A 26,785-nucleotide genomic window follows, 5' to 3' on the forward strand; every position below is an offset into this window, starting at 1 on the left:
TGATGCCTGCAATGAAACCTGCCCAAATGGAACGATCCTTAGAAGACATCGATCTCAACGTTCTCGTACAAAAGGGGATCAAAGGGCTGATAGTAAACTGGAATAATACGGTTCGAAACAAACGCTCCAGAAGTTACTCGATCCAACTCCAGGCGTGGTTGAAGAGAGCTTCGGACCATCATGAGCTGAAAGTGATTATCGTGACGAACAGCGAGCAGTCTGATGAAGCTAACGTGTTAAATACCTTCTTTCCCATCCTGTTTAGCGCCGGTAAGCCAAGGAAGGCGCCATTTCTGAAAGCATTGGACATTCTGGGTACGGAGGCATATCAGACAGCGGTGATCGGCAATGGCATCTTAACGGATCTATGGGGCGGGAACCGGCTTGGTATGTACACCATTTTCGTATCTCCGCCCTGGACAAGTCCACCGATGCTGGGTGCGGCCAAATGGGCATTGGTGAAGCTGTTGAACAGATAATTTGGATAATAACGCTACTAGCGGCAAAAACCTTGATTCGAAGTATCGGATCAAGGTTTTTTTGTGACCACATAAGAAAGTATAAGGTTTCATAAACGAAAACGGGCTTTTTTATTGGCGGATAAACCTGCATCTGAACACGGTGGTCTCCCTTCTTCGTAAGACCTCGAAAGAGGATGATCTCATTTTCTTCATACAGGATGATGAATTAAAACGACACCATTGTCATTTTTAATTGACAAGATCAAATACCGGGTGTTACAATTCAAAACGACAACAATGTCGTTTTTATTCAATAGGGACCGGCAAATTTGCGAAAGGAAGGTTAGGATGAAGAAAGCAGGAAGAGGTACATCCGGAAAACATGCTTTGAAACAGATCCTGCTTCCTCTGGCAGCGGCGGTTCTAGCACCGGTGCTGGCAGGAGCGGTAATTGGGGGAATCTACATCGCCGTTCAGCTATTACGGGGGTTCACCTTCGCGGAAGCCATGAAAGACGTGGAGCAGTTGCAGCAGACGATCATGCCTTATACTACAGCACTATTTGTTATTGCCATCATAATGTTTGCCTTTCAAGCCATAAGAAAATCAAAGAAATCCTAAGGAGGACATAAATCCATGTTAATCACAATGCTTACTACCGGATCCCGCGGCGACACGCAGCCCTACATTGCGCTTGGCCTGGCTTTGAAAAAGAAAGGCCACCGCGTACGAATTGCGGCATCCGAGTCCTTTAGGGACTTCGTGGAACAGTACGGGCTTGAATATTCGCTCATCCGGGGAGATGTAAATAAGATCGCTCAAAGTGAACTTGCTAAAGACGCAGGAAAGGCCGACAATCCTCTGAAGTTTTTCAAAAGCCTGAAGAAGGAAGAGTTTAAGCAGTTATTTCTGGAAATGCAGCAGGATATGTACCAGGCATGTCTTGGCGCGGATGCGATTGTATATCACCCGGGTGCCACACTGGGTTATTTTGCGGCACAGGAGCTGAAAATCCCGAGCATCTTGGCGACACCCTTTCCCATGACTCCAACCCGAGCCTATCCGAATCTGCTGTTCTATAACCGCCCAAGCTTCGGGAAACTGTATAATAAACTGACGCATCGAATTTTTGAGCAGGGATTTTGGATGATTTCCGGCGGTCAAGTGAAACAATTTTGGAAGAACCAGTTCGGCATGGTTCCGCGGAAGTTTTCCAACCCGTTCCCGAAACAGCGCACGGCAACCCACCCAACGCTCATCTCGCTTAGCCCTTCCGTGTTCCCTCGGCCGGACGATTGGTCAGAGCATGTGCATTGTGACGGATACTGGTTTTTGGAACCGGACCGGAGCTACAACCCGCCTCAAGAGCTTCAGGATTTTCTGGATGCAGGCAAGCCTCCGGTGTACGTAGGTTTCGGGAGCATCTCGGGCCAAGCGCAGGCTTCGGAAACGACAGCCATCGTCATCGAAGCGCTGAAGCGCAGCGGCCAGCGCGGCATAATCGCAAAGGGCTGGGGCGGGATGGAGCGTCCGGATGAATTGGACAAGGATATCCTCTTTATAGACGGGGCTCCCCATGATTGGCTGTTTCCCCGCATGGCTGCGGTTGTCCATCACGGCGGCGCGGGAACGACGGCGGAGGGGCTTCGATCGGGTGTGCCGAGCCTGATCATTCCTTTCACGAATGATCAGTTTGCATGGGGACAAAGAGTGCATGAACTCGGCGCAGGCGCCAAAGCGATTCCGCGAAAACAGCTGAATTCATCAAATTTGGCGGAAGCCATCCGGCATACGCAAACGGATGAGGTCAAAGCCAAAGCCCAGGCGCTGGGCAGCCGAATCCGATTCGAACAGGGGGCGGAGGCCTCTGCACAGGCAGTCATTGACTGCATTGAAACTTACCATAGGAAGGGGAAGTAACATGCCTAAAGTCAAAGAAGAACATTATGAGCTTAAGAAACTGGAAATTTTGGAAGCTGCCAAACGGGTTGCTTCTAGAAAGCCTATATATCACGTTACGATGAGGGATGTTGTACTGGAAGCAGGCATGAGCCAAGGAGGGGTCTATAAATATTTCTCGAATATCGATGAACTGTTCGCCGCTTTGCTGGGTCAAAATTCGCTGACGTCCGAGGTAAAAAGCGAAATTGACGCCATTTTTGAGGAAGACAAAGATCCTATGATAGTTCTACGCGATTTCCTGGACTATGTCGGAGCCTTTATCGAAACTTCCGTTAACGGCAGCGGCAAAATCATCCACGAGCTGATTGCATTCTATGCCAATGAACCGGAACGGTTTGAGAAAGTGAGCAGCCAGCTGCTGCAGGCTTCGACTCTGGATTATTTGCAAAAGAAGTTCATCCGCTTTCTTCAGGTACAAGTCGATGCCAACCGTTTTCAGCCGGCTGTACCGCTGGAAGAGGCAATAGCTTTCATTGCGACTGCGATCAATGGAATCACGCATGATGCTCTCATGGCCCAAAATGCCGTTTACGCCCGCAATCTTATGCCTGCTCCGAAAATACAACGGTTAATGAATACCCTTTATATTGCTATGAGTTCCATTCTGGGAGCCGTAAAACCTTAGTCGCGTACGTAACAGGACTACTTTGCACGAAAGGAGGCAGTCTAAGCATGCTGTTTCATAATAAGTACGTAAGACTGATCCTGCTGTCCAATATTCTTCTTCAGCTGGGGATTTGGGCCAGGAACTATGCCATATTGTTATATGTAAGTGATATTTCTAATAACAATCCTTACTATGTCTCTTTGATTTCGGCAGCGGAGTACGGGCCTATTTTCCTGTTTTCCATCATTGGGGGCACGTTCGCTGACCGTTGGAAGCCTAAACTGACGATGGTTTGGTGCGACATTTTATCCGGCGTCTCCATCTTTGGTGTTCTGCTGGCTCTGCTGTATGGTTCGTGGCACACGGTGTTTTTAGCAACGTTGGTTTCAGCGGTTTTGTCCCAGTTCTCCCAACCTTCGGCGATGAAGCTGTTGAAACAGCATGTTAAGGAAGACCAGCTGCAGCAGGTCATGGCGATGTATCAGACGATCGCTTCCTTGTTCCTGATCATTGGCCCGATGCTCGGCACGTTTGTCTATCAAAAGTTCGGCGTAGAGTTTTCAATTGGTGTCATGGGGGTTATGTTTATGGCTTCCGCCTTAGTGCTGCTGTTTCTTCCTGCGGATGAGGTCAAGTCTGTACCGGTGCGGCGGCAGGCATTTACCAGAGAACTGGGCAAAGGCCTCCGCTATGTCTGGACGAACCCTGCTTTGAAAAGGCTGGCGCTGTTGTTTGGTTTTGTCGGCTTGGGGGCGGGGCTTGTACAGCCCATGATGATCTTCATTTCTACGGAACAATTGGGGATGGGCAAAGACTTTCTCCAATGGATGACGATGGCAAGCGGTGCAGCTATGCTGTTGGGCGGCGGAGTCATTATGAAATTATCTGCAAAATTCAAGCCGCAGACTCTGTTGTTCATGGGGTTGATCAGCAGCGTTGTAACGACATGGGGCATAGGCTGGTCTACTATTCCTGCGCTGACCTTAGTGCTTCAAGCCGTTTCAGGGTTATTCTTTCCTTGTATCCACATCGGGATCAATACGCTGATTCTGCGCAACACGACCCAGGAGTTCACAGGAAGAGTCAACGGGGTAATGACCCCGATGCTAACGGGACTTATGGTGGTCGGCATGTCGGCTTCCGGCTTTATGAAAGCAAATCTGTCGCTGATGATTGTATATGCAGTCTCAAGTCTGCTGTATGCAGCAGGCGTTGTGTTCCTTGTCCCTCTATTTAAGCGGGAGAAAGACAATGTTACAATAGCAGGATGAAGACGGTACGCCGTCATGCGGAATAGAGAAGGAGTAAAGTTTATGGCAAAAGTGTACATGATTACCGGAGCATCGCGGGGGTTGGGCGAAGCGATAGCTCTGCAGCTGCTGGAAGAGGGGAACGAACTTCACTGCATAGCACGTACCCGCAGTGACAGGCTGGAGCAAGCTGCGTTGAAGTCCGGCGCCTCGTTGTCATGGTACCAGGCCGATCTCGGTCAAGCGGCCAATGAGGGAGGAGCGGCTGATGAGCTGCTCCAACAAATTTTTAGGAATTTCGATACAGGGGCTTTCTCCGGGCTGCGTCTCATCAACAATGCGGGCGTACTGAATCCGATCGGCCCTGCCCACCGAAACGACGCAGCAGATGCTGCAGCACATATCGCAGTCAATTTGACTGCACCGATGGCTCTAACCTCATCGTTCCTACGCTTCACCGAAGCCTTGGCGGCAGACAAACGGATTCTGCAAGTCTCCTCCGGAGCCGGACGCAAACCTTATGCGGGCTGGAGCGTTTATTGTGCCGCTAAAGCGGGTTTGGATCATTTCACGCGCTGCGTGAAGCTTGAACAAGATGCGCTTCCCCACGGAGCCAAAGTGGCCTCGGTAGCGCCCGGTGTGGTGGATACCCAGATGCAGGCACTCATTCGCGAAACAGAGGACGACCGGTTCCCAAGCCGTTCCAGATTTGTCGAGCTGCACGAGGCGGGCGGCCTGCTAATTCCGCACGAGGCAGCAAGCAGGCTGCTTGAGCTGCTTGAGCATGACCGGTTCGGCGAGGAGCCGGTAGCGGATATCCGGGATTGGGTGCGGTAGAGATACCCTATGCCTTGCGCACACTGGCCCGGTAAGTCTGGGGCGTGACGCCCATATGTTTTTTGAAAAACTGGCAGAAATACGAACTGTCCAAACCAGCGCACTCCCGGGCGACTTCGCTTACGGGTTTATCCGTATTGGCAAGCAGCATGCAGGCTTCCCGTATTCTTCGGGCGGCAATGGTGGCGGTCAGTTTCTGTCCCGTATGTTTTTTATAGAGATGGCAAATATGATGGGTGCTTAAAAATAATTCGTTCGACAAGCTTTCCAGCACAAAGGGACTGCGGAAATTGGCTTCGATCCAATCCTGTATTTTCTGAATATGGGGGGACTCCGTCCGGGCGGATCCGCTGACAGCCCCGGGCAGGAGGGAGGCGTGTTGTTCCAGTTGCCGCAGAATGGCAATGAGCAGCAGTGCCCGGTCTTCTTCCCCCGTTGCTTTCGCGTTGACAGTACCCCGCCTGATGTTGTAGCTTTCCAGCAAATTCGGCAGACTGTGATCCGTACCCAAGTCAAAAAAAGGCTGCTTCAGATTTCCTCTCCATAATTTCCGGTAAAAGGCCTGCAGGTTCGGAAAAGGCACCAGATACCTCTCGGCAATTCTCGGATCGAACGTCAGATTGGAGCGGATATAAGTGAATCCGTCTCTAGGCGGCACTTCCACTTTGTGAAGCTGGAACGGCTGAAAGCAGAACAGCCTATCCGGATGCAAAGGGTAGGCCCTGCCGTTGACGGTTACCGTCCCCTCTCCCTCATGAACATATAGAAATTCAAGCCCTTGATGAGCGTGAAACATTCTCCAGTGCTGGTCGCGGGTTTCCGTACGGCAGCTGAAAAGAAAGGAATCGGAACCCAGATCCATCGGTTCGATATGTGCCACTACAGCAGCTCCTCCATCGCAAGATAGCAACATTATAGCACAACATGCTCCTATCGGATCAGAGCTATAATGAAGGGGAATTACATTCCGGAAACGCAGATGGAGGGGAAGTAATATGCTATGGAAAGAGGCTATTGATCACACACTGGCCATTACACGCGCAAATATCGAACGGTTCGGAACCAGGTTCCCTCACGTGAGTGACGGGGACCGTACATACCAATTGAACGATAATACGGATTGGACGGACGGTTTTTGGAGCGGTATTCTCTGGCTCAGTTACGAGTATTCCGGGGAGACTCGGTTCCGCGATGCCGCAGTGCAAACGGTAGAAAGCTTCCGGCATCGGCTGGAGAACCGGATCGGCATAGGACATCATGACATCGGATTTTTGTATTCGCTCTCTTCTAAAGCGCAATGGATTGTCGAGCGCGATGAGCCTGCCCGGAAGCTTACCGTTCAAGCTGCGGATGTGCTGATGGAGCGGTGGCGTGAACGGACGCAGATCTTTCAGGCATGGGGTGCGGAGGACGACCCCGACAACGGCGGCAGGATCATCATCGACTGCCTGATGAATATGCCTCTGCTGCACTGGGCTTATGAACATACCGGAAATGAGAAATACAGAAAGCGGGCGCAAATTCATACCGAAAGGAGCCGGAGGTTTCTTGTCCGCGGAGACGGCAGTTCTTATCATACCTTTTACTTTGATCAACAGACCGGGGACTCGATCCGCGGAGGGACCCACCAAGGGTGGATGGACGGCTCCACTTGGACCCGGGGGCAGGCGTGGGGCGTGTACGGTTTCGCTTTAGCCTATCGTTATTTGCGGGATCCGGCTTTTTTGGAGACATCGAAACAATTGGCCCTGTATTTCCTTGAACGGCTGCCGGAAGACGGCGTGGTGTATTGGGACTTCGATGTTGAGGTTACACCGGAAACGAAACGGGACTCTTCGGCATCCGCAATTACAGCCTGCGGCATTCTGGAGCTGGCTGAACATCTGCCCCAAGAAGATCCGGACCGCGAACGCTTGATCGAAGGGGCCCGCCGCCAGTTAGAATCTCTTTACAAGTATTATGCGGAGCGGGATCCGAACGCCCAAGGCTTTTTGCGCAGAGGATCGTACGGCGTAAAACTTGGACATTCGCCGGATGATTACGTCATTTGGGGAGACTATTATTACTTGGAAGGGCTTCTGAGACTGGAGCGGGGGATCAAGGGATACTGGTATGACCGAAAATAGAAATAACAGCTAAGAAATCTGCGCCAACAGTGCCGACTTTGGATCTGTGTACCGCGTGCGGAACATCGCCGCCGGTGAATGCGGCAGCAAGTGAAATTAAGATGATGAAAGGACCATTGCGGCTGGTGCTGCAGGGTCCTTTTTCATCATTTGTGCCAAGTCGAAGAAAACCCAAGGGACAGGCTCTATAAAGCCGTTTGTCCATCTTATTCAGACAGTGAAGCTAGTTCCTGCCAGGCCTGGGCCATCCGCTGTCCCAATTGTTTGGCTGAAGTGTTGTCATAGTGCAGAAAATCACCCTTATGGGTAAGTCCCGATGATTCTACCAATCGAAATGAGCCAAGGGTAAGAGAGGCTTCATGAAGCGCCTCATCAATCATATGAGTGTACGGATAAGACCGGGGATCCATAAATGACCCCAGTTTTGAGGCGATGAATGGGACTCTTGGAGAATGTAAATCTTGTCTAATATCGTGAATGAATCCAAGTAATCGGTTAGGGTAAGCTTTTGCGTCCGAGATCTCCTTGGAGTCACTTTCGCCTTGAGCCCACAATATGCCCTTGAGAGATCCGCGTTCCATACATGATAAGGTGCGGGCAACTGCGTTCTGGTATAAATCTCCGCCTTTTATCCACCGTTCTATCTTAGTTCCGCCTACAGCACATGGAATTAATCCGATAGGCTCTCCACGCAGGTAAGGCTTGACGGCTTTGGCAAATGAGAGGCCTGGTCCTATCCCGGCAAGATCCGGGTTGTCGTAATGGACAGGTTCGAGCGCAGGCTGCCAATGTCCGTCGGCATCAAGCATGAAGATGTTCTCCTCCGTAACTGATCTACGATCCTGTTCAGTGAGTTCTCCTCTTCCGGCCATGTTGGATTGCCCGATCAATAGAAACAATTGCATATGTAAGCACCTCAATGTCTGATTAAATTTGGGGGAAATCGTAACATATACCTAGCCAAGGCGCAATCAGAAATGAAACCTTCCTTCGTTGAATATGTACATAGCGTCCTTTTTCAATGAGGTGACTCCTGAATGTGAAACTTAAGATTTACAAACCGATGGTCGGTATTTATAATACAAATAAAGGCAGATTGACACGTTTTTTAGGTTCTTTAATCGAACACGGAGGGGATTACTTTGAAGCAAGAGGAACGAAGACTGCAAACGATTAGGCTGCTGCTTGATTCGACCAAAGAGCTGATACGGGAAAAAGGGTGTCACTCCATCACTATGAAAGACATCATGGAAAAATCGGGATTGTCAAAGGGCGCTATCTTCCATTACGTGAAGAGCAAGGACGAGATTTTTGCCTGGGTGCTGCAGGAGCGGCTGGAAGAGACAAACGAACATTTTATGAACGTAGTGGAACAAGGCGAAAAAACGTTCGATGAACCCATGCAGAGGATCATTGACCGTCTTCCGGTGCTGGAAGATGCTCAAGACGTAACGAACAAGGTGCTGATTTATTTGCTTGGAAAGGAAGATCAGCCTCTCATCGCAGAAGCACTTAAAGAGTATTATGGGCGGTCCGTGCATTTAGCCAAGCAATGGATTCTGACCGGCCAACAGCATGGGGTGATTTCGGAATCGATCGATGCTGATAAAACAGCTGATATGTTCGTCCTGCTCTCGTTCGGTTTGCGTGTCCGCTCCTCGATTCCTTTAGGTTCGCTTTCGTTTACTACCCAAGATTATTCGACGTTCATGGTCAATATTTTAAAATCCCGATAAATAGAGAAACGGAGGATGATAGATGGTACCTTTATTTGCACTTGTTGTTTCGTTTCTGCTGTTCCAAGTCTCAGGGCTGTTCGGCTGGTCATATTTCGACAATTGGTATTCGTCGCTTCAGGGAGCAGTGGCCGTTATGCTGCTGCTTACCGCTTCCGCCCACTGGGGAAAAAGACGGCCTGATCTCATCCGGATGGTTCCGGCTGCGATTCCAAGACCGGATTGGATTGTGACAGCCACCGGGTGGCTGGAAATTGCGGGAGCTTTCGGCATTCTGTTCCCGGTTACCTCCCGTGCAGCTTCCATCTGCCTGGCGGTTCTACTCGCGGCCATGTTCCCGGCAAACGTAAGGGCAGCCCGCGAAAGATTGACTATAGGCGGGAGACCTGCACCTAATCTGCTTGTCCGTACCTTGCTGCAGTTCGTATTTCTCGCGGCTGTCCTCTTAGCGGGGTAAGTCTGCGTCTTGTCCATAGAGATCGGACCAGTAAGGATACAATTGATTTACAAAGGCAGCGTGGATTCTTTTCACGCTGCCTTTTCTATTCATGAATTAAATGTGTATCCATAAAGAAAACCCATTTACCTTGCGGGAATTATCTGATAATATAAGTAGAAATATTCAAATGCGATGAAGAGAAGAGTACGTAGGGACATTCTTACACAGAGAGCTCCGGCCGCTGAAAAGGAGCAAGAATGCCCTATCGAAGAAAGCCTCAGAGCAGCAATCGGAACCGGATTTATCGTGGGGATGACTTGCCAGGAGCTCCTGTTACAGAGCTGGAGTACAGCATGGATATGCAGTACTTGAAGAGGTTTCCGTGGCGACACGGTAACGAATCTGGGGTGGTACCGCGAGGAAATAGATCTCGTCCCTAAGGCTTTAGAAGTCTTAGGGGCGGGATTTTTTTAATTTGTACAGGTTTAAGACCATTATTTCACGTGAAAGGATTGGAATCAGATATGGCAGAGAAATTGAAGGTAGGTATCGTCGGCGGCACGGGGATGGTGGGTCAGCGTTTTGTTCAGCTGTTAGACGGGCATCCATGGTTTCAAGTAACGGCTATTGCCGCGAGCGCTGGTTCTGCTGGGAAAACCTATGAACAGTCCGTACAAGGCAGATGGAAGCTGGAGGAGCCGATTCCGCAGGAAGTGAAAGGAATTGTGGTGCAGGATGCTTCCAAGGTGGAAGAGGTAGCCGGTCAGGTTGACTTTATTTTCTGCGCAGTAGATATGAAGAAGAACGAGATTCAAGCGCTGGAGGAGGCCTATGCCAAAACCGGAACGCCTGTCATCTCGAATAACTCGGCTCATCGCTGGACAGCTGACGTGCCGATGGTCATTCCGGAAATTAATCCAAGCCATTTGGAAGTCATCGAGGCTCAAAGAAAACGGCTTGGAACGACAACCGGTTTTATTGCCGTCAAGCCGAACTGCTCCATTCAAAGCTATGTACCGGCATTGCATGCCCTGAAGGAATTCAATCCGACACAAGTGGTTGCTACGACATACCAGGCGATTTCAGGCGCAGGCAAGAATTTTACCGACTGGCCTGACATGCTCGACAACGTGATTCCCTATATCGGAGGGGAAGAAGAGAAAAGCGAGCAGGAGCCTCTGCGCATTTGGGGAAGCGTCGTGGACGGAGAAATTGTCAAAGCGAGCGGACCTTCCATTACGACGCAGTGTATCCGCGTTCCGGTTACCGACGGCCATTTGGCTGCTGTGTTCGTATCGTTTGAGAAGAAGCCGTCCAAGGAAGAAATTCTCGAGCGATGGAGCCAATACCAAGGACGCCCGCAGCAACTGGGTCTGCCGAGCGCACCTAAGCAGTTTATTACTTATTTTGAAGAAGAAAACAGGCCTCAGACAAAACTCGACCGTAATATCGAGCGGGGGATGGGCGTATCCGCAGGCAGACTGCGGGAGGATTCCTTATATGATTATAAATTTGTAGGTTTATCCCATAATACTTTACGCGGAGCGGCCGGAGGCGCAGTGCTGATTGCCGAGCTGCTTAAAGCGGAAGGATATATTCAAGCCAAATAGCAGCACGGTTTATTTCTGAAAACATGTCATGCGTTGAAATCTAGTCTGAGGAGTTTTCGGCAAGTGGTACCGCTAATACCGTTTCTGGTGATCCTGTAAATTTCAGGGTCGCCTTTTTTTTATGTTTGTCCGAAAGCTGTTGTTTTCTTGAACAGGCAATTTTTCCATTGGATAATTGTCCATATTTGAAGTTGTTTCATCCATTTACTCCCTACTAAACGTTCGTATAATTAATAAAGAATACATGAATCATATTGAATTTTCCTGATCAATCAATCGATGATCCGGTGAATGTAAGGGAGGAGTATCTACTTGAGCCATCCGGAAAAGGTGTCAACTCTGATTGTAGGAGCATCCATGTTGGGTTTGGGAATACTGTCGGGCAAAGGGGAAAACGCATTACTGCTGGAATCGGGGAACAGTGTCGGAAGTGAGTTTATCCGAAGCTTTAAGCTGGCAAGGACAGCATATTCGTCTGTAACTTCTAAAGGCAGGGAACTGGAACAAGAGATGGCCGGACGCAACATTTCCGGACAAGACGGAAGGCTTCATTTACCCGGACTAATGCCTGTTCTGATCAAGCTTATCGTTGAGGACAAGCTGAATGTACGAATGCAAACCTCCGTACTGGATGTAAAGGAGCATAAGGGCAAGTATGAAGTCCAGGTTTACGATGCATCAGGCCTGCGGACGATTTGGGCGGATGAAGTCATCGATACGACATTGGCTTGTTCGACACGGCCGGCAGACTTCCGGTGTAAGTCCAAACATGTAAATTTAATCGTAAGAGGGTTGCCGGACAGCTTGCCCGCGGAGGAGATCGAAGGATTTGCCGTTCTGCGCGGAAGGTTCGGGCAGGAGACTGTACTGCAGTTTCCTCTAGATCCTCAGGACGGATGGATCACAGCAAGAAACAAGCTGTTTGAGTTCTGGTTAAACCGGCCGGGGGCACTTGTTTCCAGCGCTTTCGTGACCCATGCGGATGAGTTTGATATGACGTACGATATGGACTGCAGCCAAATCGGTTCCTGCTGGTCTTGGCGTCCTTCCGGATATTATGCCAGTCCTCTGGAAGCTTTCGATCATGGAATTCATATTGGAAAAGGGGGTTGTTAGCCATGCTGTTTACGGAGAAAAGGGACGGGAGCATCACGTCGGCCGCTGTTCATGCCCATTTTAGCAGCCATTACGATGTCATTGTCGTTGGTTTGGGGACGGCGGGGGCTATTGCAGCCATCACGGCGGCGCGGAAGGGTCTGAAGGTTCTGGGGCTGGAACGCCTGACGTGCATGGGCGGCACAGGGACCGTCGGCGGGGTTGTCGGCTATTATTACGGGAACCGGGGAGGCATATTCGAAGGCATTGACGCCAAGGTAGCATCGTATCAGGAACAGGATGATTTTGTTCCGTTCGAAGGGGTGCATGCTGAAATTAAAAACTGGATTTTGGATAAAGAAGCGGTTACGGCCGGTGTGGAAGTCCATTATAACTCATTCGTAACCGGGGTATTTCTGGATGGGTTAAAGGTGAAAGGGATTCGCTGGGCTTCCCCTGCAGGAATTCACGAAAGCAGTGCTTCCATTGTGATCGATGCCACCGGCAATGCGGACGTATGCGAACTGGCGGGTTGTCAATTGGCAGCGGGAAGAGAGCTGGACCAGGAATGCCAGCCATTCTCTAACGTACAAATGAAGCTGTACTCTAACGGTTCCGTGGGTAACTTTTATACAGACTCCGGTTATATGCGGACAGGTGATCCGGTAAGTGTAAACAGGGCGATTTTTGAATCAAATTTATTAGGCACGCATCTGCGGGAAAAATTTACGGACGATCCGCTGCTATTGAAGACTGCACCGCTTTTAGGCATTCGTGAAAGCAGCCGCATTGTGGGGGAGGAGCAGGTTACGCTGTCCGATGTACTTGCGGACCGGTTAACGCAAGAACCGGTTTTCTTTGGATTTTCCAATTTGGATAATCATGGAAAGGATATGGCCTTTGAAAGCGAAATTCAGCAGGATTGGCTTGTTGCCGCCTCTCTTTTCGGACCTAACCTGAATGTGCCGATTCCAAAAGGTGTGCTGATCCCGCAAGGTTATGACGGGCTGCTTGCTGCAGGACGCTGCATTTCACTCGATCATGACATTGCTTCGGCGGTCAGGCAGAAGCGCGATATGGAGAAGTGCGGGGAAGTGGCAGCGTCTATGGCCTATCTTTCCGTCCAGCAAGGCGTTTCTCTCAAAGATGTCCCTTACGGGGAGCTGAGGAAGATGCTTCTTGAGACGAACTGCCTGAATCCGGAGCAGAAGATGGAGATTCGGGAGATTACGCCGCAAGAGGACCATAAACAGATAGCGGTACCTGAAGTTTCCTGGTTAACGGAGACGGATGAAATTAGGGATGCCCTTGCTGGCGAGAAACCGGGTATTGCCATCTGGTCTGTAAAACGGTTAGGCGAACAGGCTGCCGCTTCACTGACGGAATGGCTGATTTGCCAAGACCAGCCGCTGCTCCGGAAAAACAGTGCAATTGCTTTAGCATTATTAGAAAATCGGGTTTGCCTGCCGGTACTTAGGGAGATGGTGTATGCACGTGACCTTTATCTTCCCAAGACAAGCAGAAAATACAATCAGCCTCACGTGTTCGCGGCCATTTATCTGCTCGGCCGGTTGAAGGACCAGGAGATCATGCCTGAACTGCTTCATTTTATGAACGAGGATTCCTTCCTCTATACTCAGCAAACAGATAACAGGAACGAGGAGTTTATTTACGACCTTAAGGAACTCTATTTTCAATATTTCACCTTCTCCATGATGGCGGCCTTGCGGATTGCCGATACTTACGAGCATTGGAGAAATCCCCTCATGGAGGCTGTTTCCCGCCGATTGGCGGATCCGGGGCTGGATCTGACCATTACGCTGAAATCTCACTTCCGGGAGGCTAACGGCTTTCTTAAAAAGCGGATGAACGATCGGGTTCAGCGGATTTATGAAAATTATGTGAGGAAATGGGACTGCTAAACATTCGATTATGTTATACTCAGTTCTGATATTTCGTCGGAATGAAACGAATTTCTCACCTTCCAGGTCGGGAAGTTCGTTTCGCCTTTAAGCATAATTTTTCACCTTTCATTGAGGGGGAATCCCTATGGACCAGGAATTTATAAACGGCTTTATGCCGCGGATTTTTGATGTATTGCTGAGGGATGAGACTCACTGGCGACATCATGATTTTCAAGTCGTCATTCCTTCGACAAGAATGTGTAATTTGGGTTTCGTCATCCAGGGGGAAGGCACTCTGGAGATCAACGGGATCAAGCATCAGCTGCAGAAGGGCTGTGTTTATCACATCTCGCCGCCGGGCAGCAGTCTTATTTTCTCGACGAATGCAACGAATCCGTTGCTGTATATTGCAGTTCATTTTGACTACCGGTTAATTCAATGGGAGGGGATGGAGCTGCTGTCCAAAGAGCCGGCTGGAGCTCTCCCGCTGCCGCATGTCCTGACGACGGAAGAAGATTCGTGGACAAAGGAGAAATTTCAACAATTGCAGGATGGCTGGAATGAGAAACAACCGGGTTATGAATGGCGCTGCAGGGCGCTGCTTGTAAAACTGCTTTCAGAGGTGGAGAAGAGGCAGCACTCCGCCTCTTTAGCTTTGTTACGGTCGGAACAATCGATGAGGGGAGCGATGGAACATGTTCATTCTCAATTTAAACATCCCAAGAGCCGGTTGCAGATGGCAAGAGAGTGTTCTATGTCCATCAGTAATTTTTCGTTATTGTTCAAAAGGATATCCGGTTACAGCTATGTAAGTTATATTAACAAAATACGGATGGAGAGGGCTAAAAGCCTTTTGCGCAATGGCATCGCCCCGATCAATGAGATAGCTTACGAAGTCGGATATTCAGATCCGCTTTATTTTTCCAGGTTGTTTTCCCGGGAAACCGGAATGTCCCCGCGGGAATACCGTCAAGGCCAGCCTGGATGATAAGCCTGAGGCAAGGGCTTGACGCAAATGATGAAGTTAACGAAGGTGAACCCTGTGTTGAAGGAGGGCTCAACTTTTTTGCGTTATCAGATGTCTATTATCCTAATACCAAACTAAAACTTTCGCAGGAACTTTTCTAAACCTTTGGGTTGGAAATGCATGTGAAGATAATGATGGGAAACCCTCACTCAATGCATGAATTTTACGGAGCAGCTTCAGTCGTCTCAGGACGAAATAAGGAAAAGCCTGTGCCGGCAGAACGGGCTGATTCACCGGATTACAAGGGACAATGAGTGAAGGTAACCTGTTTGATCTAAGTCCGGATAAAGTGATAGGCAAAGAATTGTGCGACTTGCCGCCAGGTTCACTGGCGGAACAATGCACAACTTGGAGAAGTGTCGCATGCTGAGTTAAACAAAATTCACGCTATTTGACCGCCCGTATTAGACCGTTCCGTAAATTCAATGCGTTATTGGTCATGAGATCGTCATGCCGCAGCAGCATTTCCCAGACTTCCTCATCCATTAAGCTGCCCTCATCCATGTAAGACAGATGTTCCTCGTCCGGCTCCTCATGTTCGGAAATGGTAAAATCTAAATGGCTGTTCTCCAAAAGATCGACTTGGCTGAAGTTCAATGACTTCAGCTGAAGGGTCCATGCCTCCGCGCTAACGATGCTGTTTAATCCGAAGAAGTCGTTAAATTCCTGTAAAGCATTCGGTGCAGCTGAAGGATCCAGCATCAGCTCCCGGATATAGGCACACCCGCCCGGGACCAATACCCGATAGCATTCCGACAAGGCGGCTGATCTGTCCGCAAAATTAAATACAGACTCCACAAGCACGACATCGAACTCTCCGTCGCGGAAGGGAAGGGACGCTGCATCTGCCTGTATAAATTCAATGGATGTCTTTGCTGCTGCGGCCCTCTGCTTAGCTTTACGAATCATTTCTGAATGAAGATCCACGGCCGTCACCCGATGTCCTAAAGAGGCCAGCATACAAGCGGTTTTGCCCGTACCGCACCCGATTTCAAGAATACGGGTGTTGATACCGAGCGGGTATTGACGGAGCAGAGACCGGGTGGATGCAAGTCCCCCCGGGTGAGCACTCCCTGCGCCAAATCTAGCCAATACATCAATGTACTTCACTATCGATTCCTCCCCGGCCTGTTTCCAGTTCTGTGTAATTACCCTATGTTGCCGTTCAGGCCGGGAATTGGACTATGGTCCAGGTTCAGTAAATTTAATACGGATTTCAATTAAAGCATTTGAATAACCACGATTTGATGACACTCCACAGAAGGTACCGTGTAACGGATGGTCGTTCCTTGTTGATCGAACGGCAGGGCGGTCCCTTGCGGCTCCAAAGTCACTGCGGCTGCTTCGCCGGGAAGCTCTGCCGTCACCTGAATATCGGAAAGCGGGACGATATCTTCAATCACTTCAATGCCATCTCCCCGCTTGACAGGCGATGCGTAAAGCAAGTGGTTGACATAGCGGTTTTCTTTCGCCTGATGCTGCAGGGTGACAATGCCTTGTGCGGGGAGGGTGGATGTTAACGTATGACGCCCTAAAAGTTTACCAAGGGCATACAGCACCGTTTCCCGCAAAATCAGGCTGCCCTTTATCGCATAATCCTCGAATAGATTCCACGCGATGTAGACCCCATCTGCACCTTCCACCATGCCCGGCCCCGCCGGCTCTCCGGTGCTGGGCGTGTGCTGATGCGAGCAGAAAGTGAAGGTCTCGCGGTTAAAGTAGGGATGTTCCCGATAGCCGAGGACCTCACCGCTCGTAAGCGCTACATCCTGCCCCTGCCCGTACATGATATAAGAGGCAGGCCCCCAGAGGCTTACGTCGAAAGCAGGCTTGAAATAATCCGGCCGGTAAGGGTTTGAACCTTTCCAGGCAACGCCAAAATCGAAGGCGAAACCTGTTCCATCCTGTCTTAAACCGCTTGACCCCGTTGCCAGCAGCTTTCCGCCTTGAGCGAGGTAGGCTGACAGTTTTGCCTGAAGATCGCTGTCCACCTGTACTTCATCCGGGAGAATCACTGCCCGATAGGGAGTAAGGTCGGTTTCCCGGTCAGCAACATCAAATAGAATATGTCCCTCCAGCAGCATCCGAACGGCTCCTGTTTCGGACAAGGCCAGCCTTGATGCCAGTTCAGGAGAATCACTGGAATGAAGCGATTCCGGAGAAAGCAAAGCTACATCAGCCACGTTCGTTACGCCTGTGCACCAGGCTTCTTTCTGCTCCGCCTCTCTGTAAGCCGCTCCGATCAGCCGATAAGTAGCCTCATCCATCGTGCCCGACGGGTGCAGCTGGTCACCGATCGAGCATTTGGCCCCGTTCGCCAAACTTAATGCGACTTCATATCTTAGCGCATTCGGATGCTTGTACCCGCCGAATTCCCCCCAGGACGTATGGAATTTGCCTGTCATACCCAAATACTCCATGCCCAGCTGCTGTACATAACGGACCGAAGAAGGGAAGTGGTCGTAGCCCCAACCGCCGGTAGGAAGCGATTCGATCTCAATATGGCTGTTCATCCGGGCCAGATCCCTGCGCCCTTTGCGGATGTGGCCGCCGTTATGGAACACCGGAAGTCCCGGTTTCAACCGGTTGATCAGCTCCTGTATACGGGCGGTATAGTTGGCATAGGTACGCTCTCCCAAACGCAGTACGGCTTGCTCATCACCCGGATGCTGTCCTGCTTCGCGAAGTGACTGTATGCAATATTGGCAATAGCAGGTACGGACTCCCACGATATCCAGAAAAAGCCCGTCCGCATCGTATTGCTGCACGACTTCTTCGACCTGCCTTAGCAGGACGTCTAGATAAGGCGAATTAAAGCAGAATTCGTGATACCCCGGTTCCATGAAGCTTTTGGCCCATTGGGTTTGTTCCTGTTTGTTGCGGATGAGCCAGTCCGGATGGCGCCTGGCCAGTTTCTCATCCAGCCCGGCAGAGATGTAGACAGGTGTACGAACCCCGATTTCATGTGCGGCCTCGATCATGGCGCCCAGCAGATCAAAGGTCAAATGAGGGTACATTTCATTGGCCTTGCTCGGGTGATAGGCCCAACCATGGTGGCACTTGGAGAATACCGTTATAGAATCTACATGGCCCAGCTTAAGCATAGACTGGAATTGTTCCTTGGAGAACGATGCCCCAATGGCAGGGATAGCCTCAGAAGTATGAAAATCGAGATGAACTTGACGAAAACGCAAATGACTCAGCTCCTTTGTATTGGCTTTTAAATTGACTATAGGATAAAAAGGATTTCGCCGTATAGCGGAGAAAACGATATCTATAGCATAAAAGCGACTAAATATAGTAGGAGGCGAACCGATGGAGTGCTTACAGTTTGAAATTCCGCCGACCCCCCAATTTATGACCGTAGGGCATGGGACGTGGGCCCCTGGCCAGCGTCATTTTGAACGGAATTTTCAAGTATACGACATGTTGTTTGTCATAACAGGTGCGCTGTATATGGGAGAGGAGGGCCGGGAATATTCTATTCTTCCGGGTCAGCTGCTCATTTTGGAAGCAGGTAAAACGCATGTGGGCACGAGACCGTGTGAGGAACATACCGAAATCTATTGGGTTCATTTCATTCATGCGGAGCCGGCGGAGCATGTGGACTCTCAGCATATTGCCTGGGACAGTGTGATACCGAGGGATACGGACGAAAGCACAACGCCGACCAGGCAGTTTATGTATCTACCGAAATATGCTTATATCGACATCCGTCCGCTGCTTCCTATTTTGAACGGGATGGTGTCCCTGCATGCTGACTTCACGCTTCAGCGTTCGATGGAGCTTCATGCAAGAGTGATGCAGCTGTTCATGGAACTGCAAATCCAGGTAGCCGCATCCCAGCAGCCGACACAGTCCCGGAAAATCAGCGAGCAGGCGCAGGCGTTTCTTCGGGATACGCATCTGCAGCCTTTTTCTTCTGAAGCTCTGGAGCGGGAATTGAAGTATAATGTGGATTACATCACCAGATGTATGAAAAAGCACACGGGCATGTCTCCGGTGAAGTATTTGCACTACCTGCGGATTGAGGACGCAAAGCAGCGGCTGATTCATACGGATGCGCCGCTTCCTCTGCTGGCCGAGCAGACAGGATTTCCTGATTATAACTATTTCATCAGGCTGTTCAGGCAGCACACGGGCACTACGCCGGGCCAGTACAGGAGGATCCGCAGAGGGCAAGTGTAAGAACACGATTCGTACTGCATGCAAATGACGCGGGAGCAAGGCCGTTACGGCGCAAAGCTGAAGATGTGCGGTTGTTTAGTATTGGCTTTTTGGCTTTATCTGCGGTGTTCTTGCCGTTTACGCTGAATCTGTCTCAGGACATTCTCATCCCATCCTATATTGTTATGGCTGCAGGGGGACTGATCGTTTACCTGCGCTTATATCTTCTCTTGAGACGGGCGGGCAGGGTGTTGGAGAAACGCGGGACCAGAGTGGACGTGAAAATTTGAAAGGGGTCTGTACATGGTTATTCCTGAAAAGTTTCAGAGTAAAATCATAGGGGCTTTCGGCGAAGAAGGCCGGAGATGGCTTGAGACACTGGATGACAGGTTGCGGAGATATGCGGAAAGGTGGGAGTTACAGATAGGGGAGCCTTATGCTAACTTATCTTACAATTATGTGGTAAAGGCGGTTGACTCTACAGGAGAACTAGTGGTGTTAAAGCTGGGCGTGCCGAACTTTGATACAAGAAACGAAATTCACACGCTGGAAACTTACCAAGGCGAAGGATGTGTGCGGCTGCTAAAATCGGACCCCGCGGAAGGCGTTTTTTTGCTGGAACGGCTGAGTCCCGGTACGATGCTGAAGGAACTGGGGGAGGATGCGGCGCTGGAGCAAGCCATGAACGTTTGGAAAGCTTTGCGCCGTCCCGTTCCCGCTGGCTTCCGGGGTCCGAGTATTATGGATTGGGCAAGGGGGCTGGAGCAGTACGAACAGCGATATATTTCCGGGGAAATGCCGATCCCTGCTGAAGCTGTTGAAACCGCCCGGGACCTGTTCCGGGAGCTTACCGAAACCTCTGAAGGCGCCGAGCTGCTTCATGGAGATTTGCATCACCAGAACATATTGTATTCGGAGCAGCGCGGCTGGATAGCGATAGACCCGAAGGGTGTTGCAGGCGATCCGTATTTCGGCTTGATTACCTTTCTTCACAATGAACTCCACCACAACACGAATCCGAAACAATTGTTGAGACGGCGGATTGAGGGATTGTGCTCGGGACTGCGCTTGGACAAGACGAGGCTGCTGCAGGCCGCATTTTCTTTGACCGTGCTGTATGCCTGCTGGGCGGCGGAGGATCAGGACTCTTTCATGAAGGAAACCTACCGGTGTGCTGAGTGGTACGGGGAGTGGCTGCGCGAAGAAGAGATAGTAAGTTAAAGTAATGATCAGCAACAAAGGGACCCCGCAGGTTAAACTGCGGGGTCCTTTTTCATACGAGGTATGGGCAGCTATGCAACGGTACTTTTGGTCGCTACAGAGTCGCGGTCCTTCGTGCAACGGTACTTTTGGCCGATACAAAGACACGGTCCCTCATGCAACGGTACTTTTGGCCGCTGCAGAGCCATGGGTCCCGCGTGCAACGGTACTTTTGGCCGCTGTAGAGTCGCGGTCCCGCGTGTAAGGGTACTTTTGGTCGCTACAGAGTCGCGGTCCTTCGCGCAACGGTACTTTTGGCCGATACAGAGACACGGTCCCTCATGCAACGGTACTTTTGGCCGCTACAGAGTCACGGTCCTTCGTGCAACGGTACTTTTGGCCGTTACAGAGACACCGTCCCGCGATTTATTGCCCGCGGTCCTTCGCCTCATCCCGGATCTCTGATCGGAACGCGTCCAAGCTGTCGCGGCGGCGCTCGTTTTTCGCCATAATCCGCTCGCGGTCCTCGGGACTCAATTCGCTTGCATGCTCATCCAGATATTCTTCGGCTTCCTCGAGGCTGCTGATTGTATAATCAATGTTTTTCTGCAGATGCTCCACGTTATCAGCGCGGTTGTCCTGTTTTGCCATATTTCATCACTCCTGCTAAATAGTTTAGGCTTGCTTGTCGCACCTATACTACGTTCTCACCATTTTCGCCAATCTATTCATATGGAAACGTCTACAAAACATCACAAAAATCGAAATTGTATTATATCACCAGCTCCGCTTCCTTAGGTACAATTTGGATAAGCGCTTACATGATGGATGAGCGCAAAACCAGAACCGAAAGGATGAACTGATGTTGAAGAATAATGTGAAAAGCATGTCCAGATGGAAATGGGTGCCGTTAGCCGTGGCGGGCGTATGCCTGCTGAGCACCGTTGCCGCTAACTCCGCTTCCGCCGCAAGGGATCCTTGGCTGCAGCCGTTCGCCCAGGACAGCATCTGGAATATGCCGCTCGGCTCGGGAGCGGATTACCAGTCCAAGGGGCATTTTCCAGCCGGATCCTACGTGCATGCAGATCCGGAGTTCCATGTGAAAACTTCGGCAAGCGATCCGGTCCGCAACATATACGGAGTGCCGAATTGGACCAGCCGCTGCAGCGACACCTCCTCACCCCAGGGAACGATCAATATTCCCGACGACTTCATTGTACCGGATGCCATTACAACCGGCGGCGTGTATGAAACGCCTAACAATGTGGCAGCTTTTCTGAAACCGGATGGAAGGCATCTGATTCAATTGGAGCCGCTGACCCGCTGTACAGCCGGAGGTAACGTATTCGGTTACCGATGGCAGGAAGATCTGGATATTCAAGGCGCCGGGATCGGCGGGACTCACTGGGGCTCGGGCCTGTCTGCTATTGGGGGATCAATCCGTCACGGCGAGCTGACCGGCACAGATCCTATCAAACATGCCTTAAAGCTGAATGTATGGGGCAACTATTTGTACTATAACGCTTCGGATCCGACAAAGGGCTACCGTTGGCCTGCGGACCGCTCCGATGCCAAGTCGGCAAACACCTATTTCGGGACCAATCCGAAAATCGAGATGGGCGCCTTAATGGCCCTCCATCCGACGGAAACCGAGGCAAGCCTTGGACTGCAGACAGAGGCCGGCAAAAAGCTGTTCCATGCCCTGCAGGATTACGGCGCCTACATTGCCGATGATACCGGTTGGGATGCGTATGCTTTCTCACTATCAAATGAGGCGATGTTTGAATTCGAAGAGAAGTACGGTTATTCGTTCAATCAGGGTTCCGGAGCATCGGGAGAAGCCAAGAAATATTTCGACGATTTCAACAAGCTCATTACTAGCCTGTATGTAGTGGATAACAATACGGCGGCAAATGTCGGCGGCGGCGGAACACGCAGGCAGCCATTGGCGGATGCGGCGTTCGCAAGCATGGACAGCACGGCACCATCCGTACCTGCCGGTCTTTCGGTGACGAACCGTACTACTTCGTCGGTAAGTCTGTCTTGGACCGGATCCACGGACAATGTCAGAGTCATGCAGTACGAGATTTATAACGGCTCGGCATATGTCGGTTCCACTTATGGAAAGACGACGTACACAGCTTATAATCTTGCACCAAACACTGCATATGCTTTTAAAGTGCGTGCAAAGGATACCAACACCAACCGTTCCGCTTTCAGCTCGGCAGTGAATGTATCCACTTATGACGGATATACGGAAAATTTTAATGACGGGGCAGCGCAAAACTGGACGTTAGGAAGCGGTTCCCAGGTCGAGTACGGGAAATTGAAAATGACCAACTGGGGCGGGCCGGACATCTCATTTTATACGAACGGAACTTATTCTGCGCCGAATGCCGGCAATAATTATGTGTATAAAGTGAGGCTGCAAACCGATTCCGGGGATAATTTCGGGAAAACACGCGTGTATTTCAATTACAGCGACAGCAGCAACACGTACTATGTACAGTTTGGGGGAGGTACTTCCAACACGGTAGAGTTAAAAAAGGTGATCGGCGGTACGGAGTCGACCTTGGCGACTTACAGCGGCTCTTACGAAATCAAGAACGGGAGCTATCCTGCCATTGAAATCAAATATGAAAACGGAGGATATATAACCGTGAGCGGCAACCGCGGCGGGAGCGTGACTACTTTGTTCAACCGGATTCAGGATACTTCCAGAACATCCGGTAAAATCGGCGTAGGCGTCCAGGGGTCGCAGTCTTTTGCTGAAGATGTGGAGGTCCTTGTCAATTATGGCGTAACAGGAGGGGGCGGAAGCTCGCCTGCTCCCTATGCGGAGAACTTTGATGACGGCGCAGCGCAAAACTGGTCTTTGACCGGTTCGCTGGTGGAATATCAGCGTCTCAAAATGACCAACTGGGGCGGCACGGCACAGGGGATTTATACTGGAGATACGTATTCCGGATCCTACACGTATAAGGCCGCGCTTCAGACCGATGCTGCAGACGACAACGGCAAAACCCGGCTTTATTTCAATTACACGGACGCTAATAATACGTACTATGTAGAATTCGGCGGAGGCGCCTCCAATACGGTAACGTTAAAAAAAGTCGTGAGCGGGACGACCACGCAGCTCGCTTCGTACAGCGGTAATTATACGATCAAAAACTGGGACTGGCCGGTCATTCAAATTCAGTATAACAACGGATCCATTACGGTAAAAGGCACGAGAGCGGGTAATGTGACCACGTTATTCAATTCGGTATCCGATGCTTCATTGACCTCCGGCAAAGTAGGCGCGGGTGTACTCAATACCCAATCGTTCCTTGAAGATGCAAGTGTAAATTAATACATCAGCCTGCATGACCAAATAAGCCTGTTCTCCTATACGGAGAGCAGGTTTTTTTCGCTGGCATCACCGTACGTTGTTCTTCTTAAACAGCAGGCAGTAGATCCATAGATGAATACATGTCACCGTTATGTACACGGGGATGGAATAGGCTATCCGATATCCGTTCTTGTAATGAAAAATACCTGCAAGCACAGACAGCCATTCGACGGCGATGCCCATGGCGCTCCATAGTAAAATATATGCAATCAGCAGGTAACTCGTACGAATTTTGAACAGCTCATAGAAATAAATAAATATATAGCCGAACGGCATGTACATCGCGTAGGAAAACACATCGAGCAACTGATATTTGGACTGGTCCCCGACATCGTAGAAGTCATACGGGGGGATGGCAATGGTATGGTCAAAGAGTAAACCGAAAAAGACTCCGATCAACAGATGAAACAGGACGGCGGGAGGAGAAAACCGTCTGGGCAGCTTCCATACAGCATAACCGCCGATCACGATCATAGCGATTGTAAACCACTCATTTGCGTTAAAGCTCCGGTCATATACGATATTCTCCACTGCCATAGCCTCCTTTTTTCACGAGATAGACGCATAACTTCCCGATCCAGACCGAAAGGATCAGCAGCAAAAGAAGACAGGTGTAATCAAACCAGACACCAAAGCTGTTGTAAGACAAAGCATCGAACCAATGCAGCAGCTGGCAGGAAAACATAATAAACGCATAGGTGAAAATGGCGTACCCCCATCTCACGGAAGACCGCTGCGCCGTAAGCCACACATTGATAAAGGCGATCAGGGCAAGGGTAAATGTACCGTTGCGGAACAAAATGACCGACCAGAATTCAGCCAGCCCCGTATTGATTTTGACCTTCTCCCAATAGTAGGCCAGCAGGGCCAGCTTGTTGATATCGAGTATCGACAGGATCAAGTAAGCAAGTACATTCGTGATGACCGGCAGTTTTTTCGGAGCGCAGATAACGAGCATTAGGCTGAACCAGGCTACTAAGAACGAATAGACAAGTACCATACGACACCTCCTTTTCCTAGCTTTTCCTGTTTTCCGGCCGCTTATGAGAAATCCGAAAATTTCAAACCTTCTGCCGTAGATCGGGGAACAGCAGGGAGGTCCCGTTTCTTATACTTATCTTAAGAAACCCGAGGAAAGGAGGTGAAGCGGTGACTCAAACGATATGGCGTAATCTTCGTGCCTACAGAATGCTTTATCTGCTGCTGCTGCCGGGATTGATTTATTTTACCGTGTTTAAATACGTCCCGATGGCAGGGGTTGTAATCGCATTCAAAGATTACAGCCTGACCGATGGAATTTGGAAGAGTCCGTGGGTCGGATTGGAGAATTTCCGGCGGTTTTTCGAAGGTGTCTACTTCGCACAAATTATGGCCAATACACTGTTGATTGCACTTTATAAGCTGGTCATTGGCTTTCCGGCCCCCATTGTCCTGGCGCTCATGCTGAATTCAGTGAAGCGGGAGTGGTTTAAACGCTTGATACAGACGATAACCTACCTTCCGCATTTTATTTCCTGGGTCGTCATTTACGGTTTGATGCTCGCGCTTCTGTCCCCGGGCGAAGGGCTTGTGAATTTGCTGCTGAAGGAATACGGGTTCCAGCCGGTTTCGTTTCTGACGGAGCCTTCCTGGATCAGGACTTTGCTGGTATCTTCGGACCTATGGCACGGTGTGGGATGGGGCGCGATTATATATTTAGCCTCGCTGTCAGGCATCGACCCCTCGCTTTATGAAGCGGCTCAAGTGGACGGCGCTTCGCGCTGGCGTAAGCTATGGCACGTAACGCTGCCAGGGATACGGAATGTGATTATTCTTATGCTGATATTGCGTCTTAGCCACATACTCGATGTCGGCTTCGATCAAGTGTTTATGATGTCGAATATTTTCAACCAAGACCGCTCTGACATAATCGATACCTGGGTGTACCGGGTGGGTCTTCAGGAGATGGAATACGGCCTTGCTACCGCAGTCGGCTTGTTTAAATCGGTGATCGGCTTTGTGCTTCTGATGGGTGCCAATAAGCTTGCAAAGCGGTATGACGGTCAAATTTGGTAATGGAATACAGCAGGGTGACTCTTCAGAAAGGAGGACGTTATGGAACAGGTGACATGGTCAAGCAGAACCGTTCATGCAGTGAATTATGTGCTGCTTTCCTTACTGGCGCTTTCCTGCCTGCTTCCGTTCCTGTATGTGTTGAGCGTATCGGTCACGCCCATGTCGGAGATCGCCCGGCGGGGAATCGTGATCATCCCGCTGCAGACCACATTCTCAGCATACGAGGAACTCCTGGTAGGGAATCAAATGATTAACGCTTATAAGATTACGATTTTTATAACGGTTGTGGGCACGCTGCTGAATTTGCTGTTTACACTGACTACCGCTTATCCGCTGGCCAGGAAGCAGCTTCCCGGGAGAAACTTCTTTCTGCTGTTTATCTTGTTCACGATGCTGTTCAGCGGAGGAATGATTCCGCAATTCTTGGTAGTCAAAAGCCTGGGCCTTCTGAACAGCACCTGGTCCCTGATCATTCCGGGCATGGTCAGCGGATTTTTGCTACTTGTCATGAAGGGATACTTTGAACAGCTGCCCGAAGAAATCTTTGAATCGGCCAGACTTGACGGAGCAGGAGAAGCAAGGCTGATTTGGAATGTGCTCCTGCCCCTGTCCATGCCGATTTTTGCTACGATCGCTTTATTCTACGCGGTGGGACATTGGAACAGTTTTTTCGATGCTGTACTGTACATCAATGACCCTAACAAATATCCGCTGCAGCTTGTGCTGCGATATATTCTTCTCGGAGCGACCGATGTGACCAGCGAATTTATTCCTGAAGCTCAGGATCAGGTGAATCCGCTATCCATACAAATGGCCGCAGTCGTAATTACGACGCTGCCGATCATGCTGGTATATCCTTTTATTCAAAAACATTTTACAAAAGGAGTATTGCTGGGCTCTGTCAAAGGTTAATTATGG

At 50.2% G+C, this 26,785-nt stretch carries 26 protein-coding genes; 19 read left to right on the forward strand and 7 right to left on the reverse strand.

Features of this window, described 5'->3' with window-relative positions; all coding sequences use genetic code 11:
* The first annotated feature begins 2 nt into the window (after positions 1-2).
* The 6 genes from ACFSUF_RS04405 (at position 3) to ACFSUF_RS04430 (ending at position 5,117) form a co-directional block, all read left to right on the forward strand.
* The gene (locus tag ACFSUF_RS04405; protein ID WP_377600528.1) at positions 3-479 is read left to right on the forward strand and encodes a YqeG family HAD IIIA-type phosphatase; all 477 of its coding nucleotides are present in this window, start codon (positions 3-5) and stop codon (positions 477-479) included.
* A gap of 330 nt (positions 480-809) precedes the next feature.
* Positions 810-1,082, forward strand: a complete 273-nt coding sequence (locus ACFSUF_RS04410) for a hypothetical protein (protein ID WP_377600530.1) — start codon at positions 810-812, stop codon at positions 1,080-1,082.
* 15 nt (positions 1,083-1,097) lie between these two features.
* Positions 1,098-2,381: a glycosyltransferase gene (locus ACFSUF_RS04415; RefSeq protein ID WP_377600532.1), complete on the forward strand. Its 1,284-nt coding sequence runs from the start codon at positions 1,098-1,100 to the stop codon at positions 2,379-2,381.
* Position 2,382: 1 nt separating this feature from the next.
* The gene (locus tag ACFSUF_RS04420; protein ID WP_377600533.1) at positions 2,383-3,048 is read left to right on the forward strand and encodes a TetR/AcrR family transcriptional regulator; all 666 of its coding nucleotides are present in this window, start codon (positions 2,383-2,385) and stop codon (positions 3,046-3,048) included.
* Between the two features lie 50 nt (positions 3,049-3,098).
* Positions 3,099-4,301, forward strand: coding sequence for an MFS transporter (locus ACFSUF_RS04425; protein WP_377601722.1), 1,203 nt, complete (start codon positions 3,099-3,101; stop codon positions 4,299-4,301).
* Positions 4,302-4,343: 42 nt separating this feature from the next.
* Positions 4,344-5,117 (forward strand): SDR family NAD(P)-dependent oxidoreductase, encoded by a 774-nt coding sequence (locus ACFSUF_RS04430; protein WP_377600535.1) that lies wholly within the window; start codon positions 4,344-4,346, stop codon positions 5,115-5,117.
* 7 nt (positions 5,118-5,124) lie between these two features.
* On the opposite strand, the gene ACFSUF_RS04435 is transcribed toward ACFSUF_RS04430, so the two are convergent.
* Positions 5,125-5,997, reverse strand: coding sequence for an AraC family transcriptional regulator (locus ACFSUF_RS04435; RefSeq protein ID WP_377600537.1), 873 nt, complete (start codon positions 5,995-5,997; stop codon positions 5,125-5,127).
* 115 nt (positions 5,998-6,112) lie between these two features.
* Here ACFSUF_RS04435 and ACFSUF_RS04440 point away from each other — a divergent pair, with 115 nt between their 5' ends.
* On the forward strand, positions 6,113-7,243 hold the full coding sequence (locus tag ACFSUF_RS04440; protein ID WP_377600539.1) for a glycoside hydrolase family 88 protein: 1,131 nt from the start codon (positions 6,113-6,115) through the stop codon (positions 7,241-7,243).
* Positions 7,244-7,449: 206 nt separating this feature from the next.
* Here ACFSUF_RS04440 and ACFSUF_RS04445 read toward each other — a convergent pair whose 3' ends face one another.
* Positions 7,450-8,148 (reverse strand): sialate O-acetylesterase, encoded by a 699-nt coding sequence (locus ACFSUF_RS04445; RefSeq protein ID WP_377600541.1) that lies wholly within the window; start codon positions 8,146-8,148, stop codon positions 7,450-7,452.
* Positions 8,149-8,385: 237 nt separating this feature from the next.
* Here ACFSUF_RS04445 and ACFSUF_RS04450 point away from each other — a divergent pair, with 237 nt between their 5' ends.
* From ACFSUF_RS04450 to ACFSUF_RS04475, 6 genes are all read left to right on the forward strand, one after another.
* Entirely contained in the window at positions 8,386-8,979 is a 594-nt protein-coding gene (locus ACFSUF_RS04450; protein ID WP_377600543.1) for a TetR/AcrR family transcriptional regulator, read from the forward strand.
* A gap of 22 nt (positions 8,980-9,001) precedes the next feature.
* Entirely contained in the window at positions 9,002-9,436 is a 435-nt protein-coding gene (locus ACFSUF_RS04455) for a DoxX family protein (protein WP_377600544.1), read from the forward strand.
* A gap of 506 nt (positions 9,437-9,942) precedes the next feature.
* Positions 9,943-11,028: an aspartate-semialdehyde dehydrogenase gene (asd, locus tag ACFSUF_RS04460; RefSeq protein WP_377600547.1), complete on the forward strand. Its 1,086-nt coding sequence runs from the start codon at positions 9,943-9,945 to the stop codon at positions 11,026-11,028.
* 312 nt (positions 11,029-11,340) lie between these two features.
* Positions 11,341-12,144, forward strand: a complete 804-nt coding sequence (locus tag ACFSUF_RS04465) for a hypothetical protein (RefSeq protein ID WP_377600549.1) — start codon at positions 11,341-11,343, stop codon at positions 12,142-12,144.
* Between the two features lie 2 nt (positions 12,145-12,146).
* Positions 12,147-14,045, forward strand: a complete 1,899-nt coding sequence (locus ACFSUF_RS04470; protein WP_377600551.1) for an FAD-dependent oxidoreductase — start codon at positions 12,147-12,149, stop codon at positions 14,043-14,045.
* A gap of 127 nt (positions 14,046-14,172) precedes the next feature.
* On the forward strand, positions 14,173-15,015 hold the full coding sequence (locus ACFSUF_RS04475; protein ID WP_377600552.1) for an AraC family transcriptional regulator: 843 nt from the start codon (positions 14,173-14,175) through the stop codon (positions 15,013-15,015).
* Positions 15,016-15,441: 426 nt separating this feature from the next.
* On the opposite strand, the gene ACFSUF_RS04480 is transcribed toward ACFSUF_RS04475, so the two are convergent.
* On the reverse strand, positions 15,442-16,164 hold the full coding sequence (locus ACFSUF_RS04480; RefSeq protein ID WP_377600554.1) for a class I SAM-dependent methyltransferase: 723 nt from the start codon (positions 16,162-16,164) through the stop codon (positions 15,442-15,444).
* Between the two features lie 110 nt (positions 16,165-16,274).
* Positions 16,275-18,248, reverse strand: a complete 1,974-nt coding sequence (locus tag ACFSUF_RS04485; protein ID WP_377600555.1) for an alpha-amylase family protein — start codon at positions 18,246-18,248, stop codon at positions 16,275-16,277.
* 121 nt (positions 18,249-18,369) lie between these two features.
* Here ACFSUF_RS04485 and ACFSUF_RS04490 point away from each other — a divergent pair, with 121 nt between their 5' ends.
* From ACFSUF_RS04490 to ACFSUF_RS04500, 3 genes are all read left to right on the forward strand, one after another.
* Complete coding sequence (locus ACFSUF_RS04490; RefSeq protein WP_377600557.1) at positions 18,370-19,242, forward strand: helix-turn-helix domain-containing protein; 873 nt, start codon at positions 18,370-18,372, stop codon at positions 19,240-19,242.
* A 71-nt stretch (positions 19,243-19,313) separates the two neighbouring features.
* Positions 19,314-19,511, forward strand: a complete 198-nt coding sequence (locus tag ACFSUF_RS04495; RefSeq protein ID WP_377600558.1) for a hypothetical protein — start codon at positions 19,314-19,316, stop codon at positions 19,509-19,511.
* A 13-nt stretch (positions 19,512-19,524) separates the two neighbouring features.
* Entirely contained in the window at positions 19,525-20,442 is a 918-nt protein-coding gene (locus ACFSUF_RS04500) for an aminoglycoside phosphotransferase family protein (RefSeq protein ID WP_377600560.1), read from the forward strand.
* A 405-nt stretch (positions 20,443-20,847) separates the two neighbouring features.
* Here the strand turns inward: ACFSUF_RS04500 and tlp are convergent, their stop codons facing one another.
* Positions 20,848-21,072 (reverse strand): small acid-soluble spore protein Tlp, encoded by a 225-nt coding sequence (gene tlp / locus ACFSUF_RS04505; protein WP_377600562.1) that lies wholly within the window; start codon positions 21,070-21,072, stop codon positions 20,848-20,850.
* A gap of 211 nt (positions 21,073-21,283) precedes the next feature.
* On the opposite strand from tlp, the gene ACFSUF_RS04510 reads away from it, so the two are divergent.
* A complete protein-coding gene (locus ACFSUF_RS04510; RefSeq protein ID WP_377600564.1) occupies positions 21,284-23,773 on the forward strand; it encodes a fibronectin type III domain-containing protein in 2,490 nt (829 codons plus the stop codon).
* 66 nt (positions 23,774-23,839) lie between these two features.
* On the opposite strand, the gene ACFSUF_RS04515 is transcribed toward ACFSUF_RS04510, so the two are convergent.
* Positions 23,840-24,343: a hypothetical protein gene (locus tag ACFSUF_RS04515; protein ID WP_377600566.1), complete on the reverse strand. Its 504-nt coding sequence runs from the start codon at positions 24,341-24,343 to the stop codon at positions 23,840-23,842.
* A complete protein-coding gene (locus ACFSUF_RS04520) occupies positions 24,324-24,812 on the reverse strand; it encodes a hypothetical protein (protein WP_377600568.1) in 489 nt (162 codons plus the stop codon). The genes ACFSUF_RS04515 and ACFSUF_RS04520 overlap by 20 nt, the downstream gene beginning before the upstream one ends.
* A 149-nt stretch (positions 24,813-24,961) precedes the next feature.
* On the opposite strand from ACFSUF_RS04520, the gene ACFSUF_RS04525 reads away from it, so the two are divergent.
* Together ACFSUF_RS04525 and ACFSUF_RS04530 are read left to right on the forward strand one after the other, a co-directional pair.
* Positions 24,962-25,867, forward strand: coding sequence for an ABC transporter permease (locus tag ACFSUF_RS04525; protein WP_377600570.1), 906 nt, complete (start codon positions 24,962-24,964; stop codon positions 25,865-25,867).
* Between the two features lie 39 nt (positions 25,868-25,906).
* Positions 25,907-26,779, forward strand: coding sequence for a carbohydrate ABC transporter permease (locus ACFSUF_RS04530; RefSeq protein WP_377600572.1), 873 nt, complete (start codon positions 25,907-25,909; stop codon positions 26,777-26,779).
* The last annotated feature ends 6 nt before the right edge of the window (positions 26,780-26,785 follow it).

The sequence above is a fragment of the Paenibacillus gansuensis genome (assembly GCF_042684925.1).
GTDB lineage: Bacteria > Bacillota > Bacilli > Paenibacillales > DY6 > Paenibacillus_N > Paenibacillus_N gansuensis.